Source organism: Microbulbifer regidiadema (SeqCode), from assembly GCF_052466995.1.
The window spans coordinates 1,873,522-1,887,865 of sequence record NZ_CP174297.1 but is presented as its reverse complement, the minus strand read 5'-3'; the positions used below and the strand labels follow the sequence as shown (position 1 = coordinate 1,887,865).

At 41.5% G+C, this 14,344-nt stretch carries 20 protein-coding genes and 2 pseudogenes; 19 read left to right on the top strand and 3 right to left on the bottom strand.

Annotated elements, in window-relative coordinates; translation table 11 throughout:
* The first annotated feature begins 111 nt into the window (after positions 1-111).
* The 7 genes from ACJJIK_RS08200 to ACJJIK_RS08170 all read left to right on the top strand — a co-directional run bounded on the left by ACJJIK_RS08200 (position 112) and on the right by ACJJIK_RS08170 (position 3,779).
* On the top strand, positions 112-711 hold the full coding sequence (locus ACJJIK_RS08200; RefSeq protein WP_444944720.1) for a peptidoglycan recognition protein family protein: 600 nt from the start codon (positions 112-114) through the stop codon (positions 709-711).
* Positions 705-1,151 carry a hypothetical protein gene (locus ACJJIK_RS08195; RefSeq protein WP_444944719.1) on the top strand — a complete coding sequence of 149 codons (447 nt, stop codon included), beginning with the start codon at positions 705-707 and terminating at the stop codon, positions 1,149-1,151. Before ACJJIK_RS08200 ends, ACJJIK_RS08195 begins: the two co-directional genes overlap by 7 nt.
* Before the next feature lie 287 nt (positions 1,152-1,438).
* Entirely contained in the window at positions 1,439-1,597 is a 159-nt protein-coding gene (locus ACJJIK_RS08190) for a hypothetical protein (protein WP_444930270.1), read from the top strand.
* Positions 1,594-1,977: a hypothetical protein gene (locus tag ACJJIK_RS08185; RefSeq protein ID WP_444930271.1), complete on the top strand. Its 384-nt coding sequence runs from the start codon at positions 1,594-1,596 to the stop codon at positions 1,975-1,977. Before ACJJIK_RS08190 ends, ACJJIK_RS08185 begins: the two co-directional genes overlap by 4 nt.
* A gap of 76 nt (positions 1,978-2,053) precedes the next feature.
* Positions 2,054-2,611 carry a hypothetical protein gene (locus ACJJIK_RS08180; RefSeq protein ID WP_444930272.1) on the top strand — a complete coding sequence of 186 codons (558 nt, stop codon included), beginning with the start codon at positions 2,054-2,056 and terminating at the stop codon, positions 2,609-2,611.
* Positions 2,612-2,708: 97 nt separating this feature from the next.
* Entirely contained in the window at positions 2,709-3,068 is a 360-nt protein-coding gene (locus tag ACJJIK_RS08175; RefSeq protein WP_444930273.1) for a hypothetical protein, read from the top strand.
* Positions 3,069-3,500: 432 nt separating this feature from the next.
* Positions 3,501-3,779 carry a hypothetical protein gene (locus ACJJIK_RS08170; RefSeq protein ID WP_444930274.1) on the top strand — a complete coding sequence of 93 codons (279 nt, stop codon included), beginning with the start codon at positions 3,501-3,503 and terminating at the stop codon, positions 3,777-3,779.
* 188 nt (positions 3,780-3,967) lie between these two features.
* Here the strand turns inward: ACJJIK_RS08170 and ACJJIK_RS08165 are convergent, their stop codons facing one another.
* Complete coding sequence (locus tag ACJJIK_RS08165) at positions 3,968-4,270, bottom strand: helix-turn-helix domain-containing protein (protein ID WP_444944718.1); 303 nt, start codon at positions 4,268-4,270, stop codon at positions 3,968-3,970.
* Between the two features lie 110 nt (positions 4,271-4,380).
* Between ACJJIK_RS08165 and ACJJIK_RS08160 the strand changes: the two are divergent.
* From ACJJIK_RS08160 to ACJJIK_RS08105, 12 genes and pseudogenes are all read left to right on the top strand, one after another.
* Positions 4,381-4,800: pseudogene (locus ACJJIK_RS08160) on the top strand (transposase); the annotation flags it as partial.
* A gap of 54 nt (positions 4,801-4,854) precedes the next feature.
* Entirely contained in the window at positions 4,855-5,181 is a 327-nt protein-coding gene (locus ACJJIK_RS08155; protein WP_444930276.1) for a hypothetical protein, read from the top strand.
* A 263-nt stretch (positions 5,182-5,444) separates the two neighbouring features.
* The gene (locus ACJJIK_RS08150; RefSeq protein ID WP_444930277.1) at positions 5,445-5,810 is read left to right on the top strand and encodes a hypothetical protein; all 366 of its coding nucleotides are present in this window, start codon (positions 5,445-5,447) and stop codon (positions 5,808-5,810) included.
* A 32-nt stretch (positions 5,811-5,842) separates the two neighbouring features.
* Positions 5,843-6,142, top strand: a pseudogene (locus tag ACJJIK_RS08145) (immunity protein Imm33 domain-containing protein); the annotation flags it as partial.
* 68 nt (positions 6,143-6,210) lie between these two features.
* On the top strand, positions 6,211-6,885 hold the full coding sequence (locus ACJJIK_RS08140; RefSeq protein ID WP_444944717.1) for a penicillin-insensitive murein endopeptidase: 675 nt from the start codon (positions 6,211-6,213) through the stop codon (positions 6,883-6,885).
* 670 nt (positions 6,886-7,555) lie between these two features.
* Positions 7,556-7,921 carry a hypothetical protein gene (locus ACJJIK_RS08135; RefSeq protein ID WP_444930279.1) on the top strand — a complete coding sequence of 122 codons (366 nt, stop codon included), beginning with the start codon at positions 7,556-7,558 and terminating at the stop codon, positions 7,919-7,921.
* A gap of 165 nt (positions 7,922-8,086) precedes the next feature.
* Entirely contained in the window at positions 8,087-8,455 is a 369-nt protein-coding gene (locus ACJJIK_RS08130; protein WP_444930280.1) for a hypothetical protein, read from the top strand.
* Positions 8,456-8,629: 174 nt separating this feature from the next.
* On the top strand, positions 8,630-8,911 hold the full coding sequence (locus tag ACJJIK_RS08125; protein ID WP_444944716.1) for a hypothetical protein: 282 nt from the start codon (positions 8,630-8,632) through the stop codon (positions 8,909-8,911).
* 78 nt (positions 8,912-8,989) lie between these two features.
* Positions 8,990-9,283: a cyclic-phosphate processing receiver domain-containing protein gene (locus ACJJIK_RS08120; protein WP_444930282.1), complete on the top strand. Its 294-nt coding sequence runs from the start codon at positions 8,990-8,992 to the stop codon at positions 9,281-9,283.
* A 295-nt stretch (positions 9,284-9,578) separates the two neighbouring features.
* Positions 9,579-10,004, top strand: coding sequence for a GNAT family N-acetyltransferase (locus tag ACJJIK_RS08115; protein WP_444930283.1), 426 nt, complete (start codon positions 9,579-9,581; stop codon positions 10,002-10,004).
* A 393-nt stretch (positions 10,005-10,397) separates the two neighbouring features.
* The gene (locus ACJJIK_RS08110) at positions 10,398-10,955 is read left to right on the top strand and encodes a hypothetical protein (RefSeq protein ID WP_444944715.1); all 558 of its coding nucleotides are present in this window, start codon (positions 10,398-10,400) and stop codon (positions 10,953-10,955) included.
* A gap of 453 nt (positions 10,956-11,408) precedes the next feature.
* Entirely contained in the window at positions 11,409-12,047 is a 639-nt protein-coding gene (locus ACJJIK_RS08105) for a hypothetical protein (protein WP_444930285.1), read from the top strand.
* A 179-nt stretch (positions 12,048-12,226) separates the two neighbouring features.
* Here the strand turns inward: ACJJIK_RS08105 and ACJJIK_RS08100 are convergent, their stop codons facing one another.
* Both ACJJIK_RS08100 and ACJJIK_RS08095 read right to left on the bottom strand, forming a co-directional pair.
* The gene (locus ACJJIK_RS08100) at positions 12,227-13,186 is read right to left on the bottom strand and encodes a TauD/TfdA family dioxygenase (protein ID WP_444944714.1); all 960 of its coding nucleotides are present in this window, start codon (positions 13,184-13,186) and stop codon (positions 12,227-12,229) included.
* A complete protein-coding gene (locus tag ACJJIK_RS08095) occupies positions 13,155-13,925 on the bottom strand; it encodes a class I SAM-dependent methyltransferase (protein WP_444944713.1) in 771 nt (256 codons plus the stop codon). The genes ACJJIK_RS08100 and ACJJIK_RS08095 overlap by 32 nt, the downstream gene beginning before the upstream one ends.
* Positions 13,926-14,344 lie beyond the last annotated feature (419 nt).

Below are 14,344 nucleotides of genomic sequence, written 5' to 3'. Positions count from 1 at the left end.
TTCAACAAATCGGTGTTGTCACCGCGTTGCAGCTGGGACCTCCGTTCCGGAGCTTCTCTCCTACACTGCGGCCCCAAACCTCAGCGTTAGCTTATTAAAAAGGAGAGCATAATGCTTACAATAGATAAAGATGGAAAGGTGATTGACAAAAGAATTAAATTAAAAATTAGCCTGTCAATTGAAAAAGGGCCTATGAGCAAGGTTCGTGGAATAATAGTACACCAAACTGGAGGGTCGACCGCAAAATCAACATTTAATAGTTATAATTCTGGAAAGTCAGGTGCTCATTTTCTAATAGACAAAGACGGGACAATCTATCAGACAGCCTCATTGACAAGGCACACATGGCATGTGGGTAAACTCAGGTCACGTTGTCTCGCAGAAATGACGTGCTCACCAACAGAGTTAAACTTACTCAAAAAATTTGATCCATCAGGCACACACCGAAGAGAAATGGCAAAAAATGTTCCAGACAGGTATCCTTCTAATCAAGATAGCATAGGGATTGAAATTGTTGGTCAGGCACTCCCTGTTAGTGAACCAGATCCCGACAAGCGAACCTATGAAGCATTAACAAAAGAGCAAAGCGATTCTCTTAAATGGCTTATCCAAGAATTAAGGCTCTCTCTTAAAGTGCCGCTAACGGAAATATTTCGACATCCTACTGTTTCTTATAAAAATAAAACAGAGGCGGCTACAGCATCATGGTAAAATATATACTATTGTTTTTCACTACCTTGGCGCTAAGTTGCTTAATCATTAATAATACGAGCCAAGCTCAGCAATTGCTTGACTTTAAATCCATTCATATTGTTAACAATGGCTCCTATTCTGGTTACATCAGTTCTGATGAAACAGCAGAATCTTGTAAAGCCTTTATTGTAAATAAATCTGAAATAATAGAATTTTTTAAGAATTCACGAGCAGCAACATCAAGAGAGTATGCGCACGATTTAACTGCATCTAATTGCTATGCAAGTGGGAGTTTTATCACGTCAACAGGCGTTGAAGGAACCTGGAAAATTGATCGTGCTCGGAGGGGGTTAATTAATTTTAATAATGGCGCTCATTCAAAATACTATTATTGTTCTGAATGCAAGAATACATTATTTTATGAGTCATGTGACATGGAGTGTATCCATGGTCAGTAGAATAATCACAAGTTAATAAGTAGCTCCAGCGGACAGCAAAAAGCGTCACGATTTTCGCAAAGCAAAAATACGCGCCACTTTTTTAGCCATAGATCGCGGAATTCAGGCTGTAGAAAAACTAATTTATGTCTTTACTTTCTTGGGTGTGATTAAACATTAACCATAAATGGTGATTCTACGTGATTTCTGATCTAGCTTTCACTGATGAGTAGGCTATTTTCATGTAGAAGCACAGTACGAAAAGAGGGCTGAGTTTTTCTACACCCTCGTTATGTTTCATGAGATATATGGAAGATTACACAGTAATTATTGAGGGGTGGCATCGAGGCTTTCAAAAAGTTAAAGCCGCAAAGCTGTTTCAAAGCTTTGCCAGCCATAGTCTCGTCGAGGCTAAGCATGCTGTTGGTGAGATTTTAGAAAACAAGTCCGTGTTTGTACATTTTTGACTCAAGAAAAGACATATGAATTCCAAGAGAAAATCGAAGAGCTTGACGCTGATATTAATAATGCTGAAAATATGAGTGGAAAACATAGTAAGACCATATCAGGCATGACAGAATTATCGGGAAAAATAGCTTCACTGGCTTTAACTCCAGCGGTTCCTGATGGTATTAGGGTTGAGGTGACAGCTTTAATAGCCGATCTTCTAGGGGGTGGAAAGGACGGGCATACTTGTATTAAATCGAACTTGGTTACTACAAGAGAGGTTGCGGACGGCTTGTTTGGTCACCTTTATAATTTTAGAGGCGGTTATCTTGTTTCTAATCACTACTTAAATCAAAGCTATGAGCAACAAGTAATTGAGTGCCTCAATCAGAATATATAACAAAACTCTGCACCCGACTCTGGCGTTATCGCGCCTCCGCAGGTGAGCTTGGTGTTATGCATAAAGGTGTCGAGCGGTGAAACGAATTTCGTTAATGCTCTTATTGGTATTGATACCTGCGCTGAGCTGGTCTTTTGTAAAACCAATCAGACTATTGTTCCCGCAGCTAAATGGAGTTGTGTGTGATGACTCCATATGCGTCGAGAATTCAAAAAATATGATACTAGCAACTGAGATATTCACAAAGTCTATAGAGCAACTACTTGCCAACGACATCTATTTAGAGGTTCGGCCTAACTTCGTCTACTGCTCTACTATTAAATGCTATGAATCTTTCGGAGGTGGTAATGAGCGAGCTATTTCTTACCCTTTTCTAGGAACTATTATCGGTCCGAATTCTTGGCAATCCTACATCACGCAACATGAGCTAATCCATTGGTTTCAGTTTTCTGAACTCGGAGTCGTCTCAACTATGACAAGACCCGAGTGGTTTAGAGAAGGCATGGCTTATGAATACAGTGGCGCACCAAAGTCTGATATTCCAAAACATTATTTACCAGTGAAAGAGGCGTATAAAAACTGGCATTCTGATAAACCATGGTCTGAAGTAATTCATCATGCGAGAGGACTATAAAATGCATAACAAGCGCCAGAACATCCAGGCACTCCGTGCCTTGGACTCGAAACAAGTTTCTCGCCTGTGTGGCGAACATTAAGCGTAAGGATGCACAGTGGTAGAAAAGAAGGACTGGAAAACTGAGCCATTACCTAAAGAGAAAGATGATCTTGGGTATCAAAACTTCTTCTGGGATGCCGATGCGGAAAAAATTCTAGCTGGGCATAAACCTGAGGATATGGATGATAAGTGGTTTATCTACTCTGAAAATGGTTGGGTGTATTTCGTCCGCAGTTGGACGGGGCATCACATTTTTGGATTCCAGCTTGCGGGCTCTCCAGCTGGCGGTTCCAAAGTAGTGGCAAGTTGGGTAAACACCAACCCTAACCAATATCGCTCGCCTGGCAGAGAAATTGATATACAAATAATCAATAACTTAATTAAAAGCAGGTTTGGTGTTGAAGGTCACACTTAACAAGGTGGTGTTGTTCGCTACTTCGTGGCTGGGGCAGCCTACGCGCTACTTCGTGGCTGGGGCAGCCTACGCGCTACTTCGTGGCTGGGGCAGCCTACGCGCTACTTCGGCTGCCCCAAACCACAGTGCTAAGTTTTATATACAAGTTCTCCAGTGAAAATTACTACTCCGATAGGCTCTACGATAGTATCGAGAACTTCAGTTCTATCTACTACAGGGAAGATCAGCTACTTAAGTAGCTAGGGGTTCTGATAATTATCTAATTAATATGCGCTCGACTCCAGGGGAGGCGCTAAATTTACCGCAAAGCTCAAATGGTTAAATTTCATACATTCCAGTCAGGTAGTTAGGCTATTTCTTTGTATTGGACTTCGAGTAGTGTTCAAATATGCGTATAAAACACAGGCTAGGCGTTAGGTGTTAGGTGTACGTATGGATATTACGATTGACGGGCCAACTTTCTATGACCAGGAAGATGAAAATATTTTCTTTTCCTGCATCTATGATCTTCCTGGTTACAAGCAGGTGCGAGGTCATGGAATGGAGCTAACCATCAGCTTTAACCAACCACCTTCAGATGAGGCCATAATTAAGTTATTGGTAATCTGCAGGCGCTGGCAGATTAGTACAAATGTGCTTGAGTGCTTTAAGCGTAAAACTAATTTGGAGTGCTACCTGTGGCAAAATGAAATCCCACAGTCAAGAGCCTAACAAACAAAGGCAGCATTATCCTGTGGACTGGGTGCGCTAATGCTTTATCCATCGGCCTCACTAACGTTCACCAGCGTCAAAGCATATAACCCTTTGACGCTGGCACTCTCTCTTTCCTATCTAATTAAGCCGCAACCCTTTCGAACAGCTTGCCAAAAAAACTATAGATATAGAGGTTTTTGTTAGTTTTAGGCTTTCGGCTCCCGCGCTTCCGGCTTATAAGTGGCTTTGGTATCTACCAAAATACTACCGCTATAAATGCACAGCAGTCGCCACATTGCATAGGAAATATTCTTCTCGCCACTGGTGAGTTTGCGCACCTGGCGGCTGGACTTATAGCCGAGTAGGGCCGCCGCCTGGGCGCGGGTCAATCCCGCGCGGGCAATCTCCGCCTTTATCTTTGCCCCGGTGGGGGGTTCAAAGCCCGCGTCGTAGCGCTTGTAAATCGCGGGCCTGGGCCCCTGGTTATAGGTCGAGTATTGTTCGTTCATGGTCAATCTGTAATAGTCTAATACTTCCGGACACTTCGCTAAGATGGTAAAACTACCAAGTGAGGTGACGTATGACAACAAAAGGTATACGCCGGTAATTCAAGCCGGAGTTTAAGAAAGACGCTGTAGCTCTTGTCTCTGAACAAGGCTATTCGATTTCTAAGGCTGCAGAGGCGGTAGGAACCACTGCTAATAACCTGCGACGCTGGGGAAAGGAGCTGAAGCAGGAAGAGAGCGGAGTAAGATTGGATGCAGGTGAGCACGCTGAATTGGATCGGTTGCGACGTGAAAACAAGCGCTTGCGGATGGAAAAGGAAATCCTAAAAAAGGCCAGCGCCTTCTTTGCGAAAGAAATGCAGGTAAAAAAGAGCAGCTATTACGATTGGTACCATCGTAGTGGTGGCTCAATAGATAGCCAAACATGGCAACTGTGCCATCGCTTGAAGGCCTTATTTACAGAATCTCGGCAGAACTTGGGAAGCCGCCTGCTAGTGAAGCTGTTACACAAAGAAGGCTTTAAATTAGGCTGAAAGGTGTGTATAAAACACCAGAACGTGTTATGTATTTATAGTTCGGAGAATTCTATGAAAGAATGGCTAGAAAGAGTTGAAAAAGTGCTTTCCATGGCTCTTCAGGCTGTTGAGGGGGATGACAGAATCTCTAGGGAAAATATGTATACGTTTGCTCCTGCATTTTATTCGCAAGTAAATCATGTAAACAACGAACAGTTGTTGGCTGAAATGTCGCAATTTAATGATGAGAAGCCTAAATTTCAATACAAATATCATTTTGTGTCAGCATATTTGTATTGCTATGTTGTAGCCGGGAAGATTGACGAATTTGAGTGCGACGAAATAATGGACTACTTAAGTTGGTCGCTTGACCTCTCCGAAGGAGGTTATAGTTGGTAGTGAACCACATAAAAGCAAAGTGTAGTTGTTGGAACAATTTAAGCAAATGGGGGCTGATTGCTTTCTAGCATGAAATATGGACAAATAATGCATGGATCATGGCTGCTCAATAAAGTTCTACCCTTTACTGGGTATTAGCAAGTAGATCCTTTAGATACCTGGGACTGTCCGTTAAACCGCTATGGCACATGCCCCGTATACCTGATGATACAGGAGGAGAGATGTCGTGAGGTGTCTTCCATCCTCGGTTATGTGTATTAAACATGAATAGAGTAGCGTTGGCAGAGACAGGAAATGCATTAGCTCTTGAGCTTGACGAGCTTTCCGGGAAATATCATGTAAAGTCAGACTACCATGAGATCTTGGCTTGGGAGGCTGATATTTTAAGGGCGAAGTCGCAAGATTTAGTTGAAAATTGCGGGGTGAGTGAGAATCTTCGGGTCTCAACTTTAATTAGTAAGTGGGATGAGAGTTTATCTGAAAAATCCCAGCTATTACTAACAAGATCAAACAATTCCATACTGAATATGCGTCAATCAAAAATACACAATAAGCAGTACTGTTCAAAAAGTCGAGCTAAGCTAGCTAATTTTCATCGTTGTGCTGGGTATATATCTTGGAAAATATAGTGCAAATCCATGAGTGAGCATGTAAAAAATATGATGTAACACCGCTCCCCTGTAAAGAGGGGCAAAAATTGGGTTTAGCTATTGAAGCTATCGGTAAATTACCAATTAATGGCTTGCGACTTAACCCTGAAAATGGAACTTGTGGTTGGTACATTTGGTGTGGTGAAGAAATGCTTGAAGATGTAGATTTTTTTAAGCCATTACATGTTGATCGTATATCTAAATATCTTCCGGAAATGGAGCGGTACCTATCATTGCCGTCAGGTTATAGGCTGTTGATTGCTGGTGAGTACGAGGATGTATGGTATGATCCACAGCTCACCAGTGTGTAATAAGAAAGGAACCTGATATTAAAGCGGCCACTTTACTTTTGTTGTGGTGTTTTAGGTGTTAATGCATAATGAATATTAAATGTTTTCTCACAATTATACTTATATTTCCGCTGGTAGCTTGGGCGAAAACGAGTACATGCTACGGAACAACCTCCAATGGAAGTCTTTCCAATGGGGTGAAGTTGCCATCGGAAGGAAAAAACTACGTAGGCTATAGCAGCATGGCTAGACTAGCTGGCCGCACCTACGTGCATTCAGAAGTAAGGGATATCATAGTATCCGCTTATAAATACTTAGAGACGGAACAACCCAAGAAAGTATACAAATATGCAGAGACCGGGTTTAAAGATGGAGGTCAATTCAAACCCCATAAAACCCATAGAAACGGGCTTTCTGTCGATTTTATGACTCCTGTAATGGATAAAAGTGGCAAATCAGTCCATTTGCCAACTAACTTATTAAATAAGTTAGGTTATGACATAGAATTTGATACCAACGATCACTATAATGGTATGTACATTGACTATGAAGCTATTGCTGCCCATGTTGTAGCTTTACACAAGAGTGCCAAAAAGCAGGGCTACGATATATGGCGAGTGATTTTTGATCCAAAATTACAGCCAAATTTATATAAAACAAAATACTCTCACTACCTGAGAGAGAATATTAAATTCTCTACGAAGCGGTCATGGGTTAGGCATGATGAGCACTACCATGTTGACTTCTCTATACCATGCAAATAGTAGTGCTAACAAGGCGCTGTAAACGACCTTTAAATCCGTTACTTATTTGGTAGAAATCCGAAAAATAATCGCCGTATTTGGCAGTGGCTGAAAGCGGTGTTATAGAGGGTAAGGATTAGGTATTGTAATGGAAATATAGCTAACACTAAATCCAGCGCTGCTTTCTAATCCAGATGCTGACTTAAGATATATTATTCCTGGTAAGGTTGAAGAATTAACTGGCAAAGCCGTCCGAGAGTATGGGTACGACTATGATGGCAACGATAAGATGATCATCTTTTTAAAAGCAGATGCCCAAATTCCCAAAATAGCTATAGCCACTGTTTTAGAGGTATGTAAGTTGCTAGAGTTTGAAGATGAAGCCATTGAAATTACTGTAAATGTATAGCTATGCTAGATAAGCGATACCAAAATTGACACATTTTTTCTAAAAATATGTCAAATTTTTTTGCTCCTGTAGTGGCAATTGGGAATCTTCATGGGTGAAATTAAGCTGTTCTTGAAGGGAAGGGTAGGTTTTACCTACAGGAAGTGTCAGTGGCGGATTCACCAATATTCTTGGTTCTGCATGCAGTGAATTCGATGGTTCACATTAAGCAGGGCAAGGGTGAGGACGTATATGGGAACCCGGCAGTATCATATAAAAACCAGGTGAGGTGAGTACGGTAAAATGAAAATAGATTTTAAGCTGCTTCTCATTGCTATAGGTTCATCGATGATGTCCTGCACACCTATAGAGAAAGTTTCAGATGTATATGTGGAGGATTTTCAAACAGATTTAATTGATAGTTGCAAGCCATCTGATGTTGATCTGAACAATAGCGAAGTTGAACAATTTTTCAAGAAATCTAGAAAGGTGGAATATAAGATAATACATGACCATTACAATGTGGCACCTTGTTACCTGGAGGGCGTGCTTACATTTTATGGTCTGGCTTGTGATTGGAAACTACAGCCATCTGCAATTGGTAGTATAAAATGTAATAATGAAGTTAATTATTACGTATGCGATACATGTGAGGAGCTATTTGAGTAGCTAATAGCTGAATTCAGTTTGGGCTCAAGATATACCTGTTAACCTGGCGGATTAATAGTTCCTGTGTGCTACATAATTAATTAGGTGGTATGTTTAGTAATATCCCATCCTGAACTGAATAATAGGCCCGCCGAGTTAATAACTTGGGTGTCGGGTGTTATATTTATGGTCTTTGATTTTTTGAGATTGTTGGCCTTAGCTCTAGTTTCAGTGGTTGCCAGCTGTACTTGTCATAGCAATGAAGATGACTTTGATGTTGAAAAGCTCTGCAGTATCTCCTCAGAGTTTTTAAATTTAGGTGAAGAGGTTGGCCTGCTCGGTGCCCAGTGGTGGCCTAAAGAGATAGTGGAGTTAAATTCAAAGGAAATACGGAAAACTAAGAAGGGTGTATATATACAGATTCGATCATGGTTTTCTGAAGAAAGTGGCTTGTATATACCCGTAGCAGATGCAAAAGTGGAGATTGATGATTCTTCCGATCCAAGTTACAGGCAGTTATGTGAAAATGTATATAGTTGCCATATTAAGGGTTGAATATAAAGGTAGATCAGGGGTTGCTCATTGAATGGTATAGGGCGCCAATATTGATGGTGTGTTGAAGATTGATAAAGTGAATTGTCATACAGTCTGACGTTTATATTTAGTGGTACGGGAATATGGGGACTGTATGGATGTTTTACTATTCCAATTGTATTTATTTATAATGTTATGAAATTTTTATTAAAACTTATTTTTCTGTTGATAGTCTTGTCGGTTGCTGGAGGCTATTATGTCTATCCTTATTGGGCTGGAGATAAGATGGAGTCAGTGAACATTAATGAGAATGAAAATGCTGAAATTGATTTAGTTGTGGTTCATCCAAAGTTTGGAGCTGGCGTAGTAATTGATATACGAGCATATGAAGCCAGCACCCTGATTTATATTGATTTTGGTAGTTCTGGTGAGAAGTGGCTTATACCGGAAATGGCGAATATAAAGTTGCAGAATTAAGTGCAATAAATGGATGTCTACAAGGCGGTTCCACTTTATTGATAGTTTGGTAAGTTGTTATAGCAATAAAGAGTCTCAATGAAAGTTTACTTAGATGATGAACGGCAAACCCCAGATGGATGGGTGAGAGTGTATTGGCCAGAGGAGGCAGTTGAACTCCTCAAGACGGAAAAAGTCACAGAAATAAGCCTCGACCATGATTTGGGTGATGATGATCATGGAACTGGCTATGATGTGGTTTTGTGGATTGAGGAAGCAGTTTTCACCCAAGGATTTAAGCCGCCTGTAATTAAAGTGCATTCGGCCAACTCATCTGCTCGTGCAAAAATGGAGCTGGGCATTAAAAATATAGAAAATCAGGTAAAAAAATAAGGAAAACTCGGTCAATATGGAGCTCTATCCACGCAGGGTGATAATGTCAAGTTTGTGCGGAAAACCTAAATGCATCAGCTGAAGATTTTTCTTGATCCCTTCCGTCCAAAGGGTGGTAAAAAACACTGTAGTTTCTTGAAAGAAACAATCTATGGTTAAGAAATCCCGGTTGAAATTCCAGTTGCTGTAAGAGCCTAGGCTTCAGTCTATATGATTTTTACGTTGCGCTCCAGTTCCACTGTTAAGTAAAAACCTATAAACTAAGCCATATCTTATTTTGTTGTTGAGAATATCGATGAATATCTCGTTTATGCGCTCTAGAGATCTGAAAAGAGCTGCAAATTTCACTTTTGAGAATATGCACCCGTATTACCAGCGTTTTGCTCCGGATTGGGATGTATCTAAAGTTCTTGAGGTTACAGAAAACCTGGAAAACCAGGATATTTTATATAATGGTGAGGTAGTTGGGGTAATGCGGCTTCAATTCGAGGAGGATTGCTGCTTTTTAAGGGATCTCCAAGTTTTGTCAATATTCCAAAGTAAAGGAATTGGAAAAGCGGCATTGATAGAGGCAAAGCGCCAGACTTTAGAGGCAAATTTAAACTTGCTCAAGCTGAGAGTGCTAAAGATCAGCCCCGCAGTGGCGCTGTATAAAAGAAATGGCTTTGTCGTGCAGGGTGAGGATGAACGTTTTTTCAATATGGAAGCGAAAATTTCTTAGCGCAGCTCTGCTATTTGCATCACATTATGCTAGTTTTTGCTCTATTTTATACGTACGTACATGGTGGCAATATTTTAAGAAGTGAGCTCTAGCTAGCACCGTGATATCTATATGTTCAAGTCAGTGTATTATCAAGTTCATACACACAAGCTAATATTCGGTACTTTTGAGGTGTTGTAATAAAGAGATTGACCCTCCCTATTAAGTAAGTTTGCGATTTGGTACCAGTTGAGTGGTTATTGCGTGGTGTATGCTACAGTATAGGAAGGTTGTAGAGGTTGTAGCTTTAGATTGGTACAGTTGAATTGTAGGGGCTGATGTTGTGTTAGAAATCATAAGAAAGATAATAGGTTTTTCCTAGTGCCTTAGTTGATTGTGCTATGCATAGGTCATTTGCGTCAAAGAGCCTTTCTAAAAATTTATATTTATAAATACAGTCCTGATGGGGCTGTAGATATTAAAATGACTGGGATAATTACGTTGAAAATACAGTACAAGTTGAGCTGGCAGCAGGCTGTTAAAAGTGTCATTCAAGCCACTGTAAAGTTAAGTTCTATTTTTGGGCGCAGCTGTGGCCGGCGCTCTAGTGAGATAAAAGTCCGAATAGGTTTTTTGATTCTACTGGCACCACTTTACTGTAACGGTGAGGGGGCGGTGCCGGTAATGGTCGGTGCTATTGAGGGACTTGATGCGTGTATGACCACAAGTAGAATTCAGGCTAAGGCAGAAATACGGACGGGGCCCTCTGGGAAGTATCCAGTTTCCCATATTATTAATCAGCCGAAGATAGCTTGGTCGTGCTCTTATAAGGGGGAGTGGAAAGGGGTTGTTTTTTCACTTGGAGATGAAGACTGTGGTGTGAGTAGTCCTGTTGATAAAGAGCAGGCATATAAAGGGCCGTGTCAATCCGGCTGGGTTCTAGATAGCCAGATCCTGGACTTGGCTGGTTAGCGATAAAAAATATCTGTTGAATCAGCCTATCTTTGCGGTTACTTTTTTGTAGGCTTAGGGTGTATCTCATGTTGTTGGATACACCAAGTATTACTATAGCTTTACAAACTTGAGTTGAACTCCGAAAACTAAAACTGCTACAAAGAGTCTCCAAGAGGACCAATAGGGCGTGAAGAAATTAAGCCTTTGGCTATAAATTGTGAAATCCCCATAGGAAAGCAGAAATTTTAGGTGGTGCCAATATGCTTGAGCCTTATTTGAATTATTTATTGATAAGTGTACAAGTTGCTGTCTATATCATGGCGATTTGATTTTAAATACAAGGTTTGTAGGGCAGTATATCACTATATTTAGTATGTTTTCTTTTGGCTAATATCTGTGCTTCCGTTGTGTGGGCGATGCTTGCTGTTGAGCCGGCGTTGAAAGTGCTGTCAATTTCAAAAGGAGACTACTGTGCAGATATTAGATCAGAGATATTGGGGTGGTGTTTGCGGGATTGTATCGGTTATTCATGGTATTTTGCTATCAAAAAACGATGATAATTCCCTAGATGGCTTAAGTCAGGATGAGCTGGATTATAATTTGGGGGAGTCTGTGTTGAACTTTCTTCGCTATGCGAAGACTGAGAATCAGAGCCTGGCGGACGAGTTAGTTGAGTTTACTCGAACCTTTGGTGGGCAGCACGCTAATAAGACCATTGACTTGCTGATTTCTGAGTGTGAGAGTGCGATTGAGGCAATCAAGACTGGCACTAGGGGACCCAAGGCTGCACAGGGAGGTTGGGGGGTCGCGATGTCAAAAGATGCGCTTGAGGCCTACATTAATTGGGTTGGCGCTAGATCCACTGAAGTTGCACACAATGGCATTTGGTCCCAGGAAAATTTAAGCACTTTTAGAAATTGTGTTTGCGGTGTTGGTGATATTGCAAAGAGAGATACTAAATATTCAGGCTTGCGCCACTGGGTTTATATCAATGATTCCGGTTATATGTATAACTGGGGTGTTAAAACTGAAATGGCACAAACCGCCGATCGCCCCTATGTGGGGCCGCCCACGCACAACTACTTAGTTCATGTTTTGAAGCTGGGTTAGAGGGCTAGCTCACCTTGCAATATCCCGATACGCTGCTTAATTTGCTTTGGTGGCTCTCGGAGAATGTGGAGGGTTTAGTTGGGACTGGAGAGATACTTTAAAAAGAATCTCTCCACTTTTGCCCAATTTAGCCGGCAAAATAGCCCTGAGTTGATTTAGGGCTAACTTTTAGGGTTTTCTTATTGAATCCACACTCTGGTATAAACCCGTTTCTGTTCAGGGGTGTCAATAAACCCATCTCGATCATGTAGAATTTTAGTGTTGTCGATAAAGGCCATATCGCCGGAGTTCATATAAAAGCTTAGTGTGTTTTTATCACTGTTTAACTCTTTGTCAAGAGCGTCCAGCGCATCTAGCGTATCCCTTGATAAAGGTTGACCGACACGCTCATGCCCTTTCTCAATCCAGTAGCGCATATAGCGAATACTGAGCTTTTTGTTGCTGTATTGAAAGATAGGAAAGCAGTTCTTAAGTATATTCTCTATATTTTTATCGCTTCCCGGAGTGACTAAATCCCTAATATAGTCGTTATATAGGGTTTCCAATTTTTGTGGCGCTGACTTCCTTAGATTTTCATGTACTTGGGCGGCGGAAATGATTTTTGATTTGCCCCCTTCAGCGGCTGGGGTAAGACAGCATAATCCAAGAATGTTAGGCTGTACGGTACGCTGGGAGCTGTCAGTGTGAACACCGGTCGGCGCGTTGGTCTGAGAGACGGGAATGGCTTCACGGGTATAATCTTTCCCAGTGTCTAGAATTCCGTAGAGTCGACCGTAGGTATCAATCGTCTTGCCCATGGCCAGGCTTATTTTTAGAAATAGGAGGTTGAGTGTTGGTTTACTCACTGACTCGTCACCCTGAATCCATGCAACACCACTACCTTGCTCTATCTCAGATTTGATCTGCTTTGCGAGTAGATCAAACTCAGGTGTGGCAACGGATTCCTGGGTTAGGTTGTCAATGGGATTGCTTTGACGCTTGGCCCAATCCTCCAGGGCATCTATTTCAGATCTCCAGTTACAGGGCCACAGAAATTTCCAGTTAGACTTTGCAGTCATATCGCTGCCAGTCCAGGCTTGAGCTTGAACTACTTCACTTGGAGCTAGATTAGTCATTTGCTTGAACCTTAAATAAAACATGTAGCGGATAGCCGGCTAGTGGCGTGAAAAAATCGGGATCTAAATCGAGATGCTCCTGGGTAACTGAAAGTTCTCTGACAATTGGGAGTGTATTGAAGCCAGCTTGAGCCAATGCTGCAAAGTAGTGAGAAAAGTTCTTGTGTACACAGCGAACTGAAACGGGTTTTCCGTCTCGCCGCCATATTTTTCCTTCAAATGTTTGGTCGATACCATCTAAGTAGCTTGTGTCGCCATGTTGAAAGTAGAAGGGGGGAGTTTCTTCCCTCATAAACGGCAGACAGGGATGGGGTACTGTAAAAACGAAGCTGCCCCCTTTTTTTAACAGGCTTCTGACCCTGCTCATGACTTTTGTCATCTCTTCTATGGTTAGATAATTGAAGAGAAAAACGGCAATGGCCTGATCAAATGTTTCCTGTGGGAAGCTAGAATATGAAACGGCATTTCCCACTGCATAGGTGGCATTGGTTAAATTATTAAGCGATGCGGTTTCCCTGGCTTGTGCGATCATCTCTGACGAGGCGTCAACACCAAAGATAGAGTTTGCTCCTCGATCTAATAGCATTCTAGACACATAGCCTTCACCACAGCCCATATCAAGGATGCTGGCCCCTGAAATGTCCCCGAGTTCTTCGATAACTCTGGGGCGGGCAGTGAAATCACTGAGTAAAATTTTCTCGGAGCGACTCCAGCTGTTGGCCTGTTTGTTATAGATAGCTTCAGTCGATACTGCTTGATTCATCCCGAACTGCTCCTTCAATTGCTGGGGTAAAATGCACTATGCCAAAAGTGAAATTATGGATTCTTTTTGCATAGTGGATATTTATTTGTTAGCGCCGGTTGTGATTGCTGTGGTGGGAGGTTGTATTTGTTACCAAAGGTAACTTTAGGTGGGAAATTAAAGATGTTGCCATAAAAAATCCTTTAAGGTTGGCCTGCGTATCTTTATCTCTTTATCGTTGCCAGCTTGCTGCGCATATCTGCTTGCCTTTCCCGACGATTTAATCGGGGGAGGGTGTGTGGGTAATAATTTAAAATGCATGTTGTTTTATTTTTATTGCATATGGCTTTTGAGTTTAGCGGGGTTGAATTTTGCGAAGTTGATATATGTCAATTTTTATAGATTTATCATGCTGCTCAATGTTTGCACAATGAGTTGTG

Coding starts and splice junctions, on each gene's coding strand:
- ACJJIK_RS08200 (WP_444944720.1), top strand. CDS start 112: ATGCTTACAATAGATAAAGATGGAAAGGTGATTGACAAAAGAATTAAA.
- ACJJIK_RS08195 (WP_444944719.1), top strand. CDS start 705: ATGGTAAAATATATACTATTGTTTTTCACTACCTTGGCGCTAAGTTGC.
- ACJJIK_RS08190 (WP_444930270.1), top strand. CDS start 1,439: ATGGAAGATTACACAGTAATTATTGAGGGGTGGCATCGAGGCTTTCAA.
- ACJJIK_RS08170 (WP_444930274.1), top strand. CDS start 3,501: ATGGATATTACGATTGACGGGCCAACTTTCTATGACCAGGAAGATGAA.
- ACJJIK_RS08165 (WP_444944718.1), bottom strand. CDS start 4,270: ATGAACGAACAATACTCGACCTATAACCAGGGGCCCAGGCCCGCGATT.
- ACJJIK_RS08155 (WP_444930276.1), top strand. CDS start 4,855: ATGAAAGAATGGCTAGAAAGAGTTGAAAAAGTGCTTTCCATGGCTCTT.
- ACJJIK_RS08150 (WP_444930277.1), top strand. CDS start 5,445: ATGAATAGAGTAGCGTTGGCAGAGACAGGAAATGCATTAGCTCTTGAG.
- ACJJIK_RS08140 (WP_444944717.1), top strand. CDS start 6,211: ATGAATATTAAATGTTTTCTCACAATTATACTTATATTTCCGCTGGTA.
- ACJJIK_RS08135 (WP_444930279.1), top strand. CDS start 7,556: ATGAAAATAGATTTTAAGCTGCTTCTCATTGCTATAGGTTCATCGATG.
- ACJJIK_RS08130 (WP_444930280.1), top strand. CDS start 8,087: ATGGTCTTTGATTTTTTGAGATTGTTGGCCTTAGCTCTAGTTTCAGTG.
- ACJJIK_RS08125 (WP_444944716.1), top strand. CDS start 8,630: ATGAAATTTTTATTAAAACTTATTTTTCTGTTGATAGTCTTGTCGGTT.
- ACJJIK_RS08120 (WP_444930282.1), top strand. CDS start 8,990: ATGAAAGTTTACTTAGATGATGAACGGCAAACCCCAGATGGATGGGTG.
- ACJJIK_RS08115 (WP_444930283.1), top strand. CDS start 9,579: ATGAATATCTCGTTTATGCGCTCTAGAGATCTGAAAAGAGCTGCAAAT.
- ACJJIK_RS08100 (WP_444944714.1), bottom strand. CDS start 13,186: ATGTTTTATTTAAGGTTCAAGCAAATGACTAATCTAGCTCCAAGTGAA.
- ACJJIK_RS08095 (WP_444944713.1), bottom strand. CDS start 13,925: ATGAATCAAGCAGTATCGACTGAAGCTATCTATAACAAACAGGCCAAC.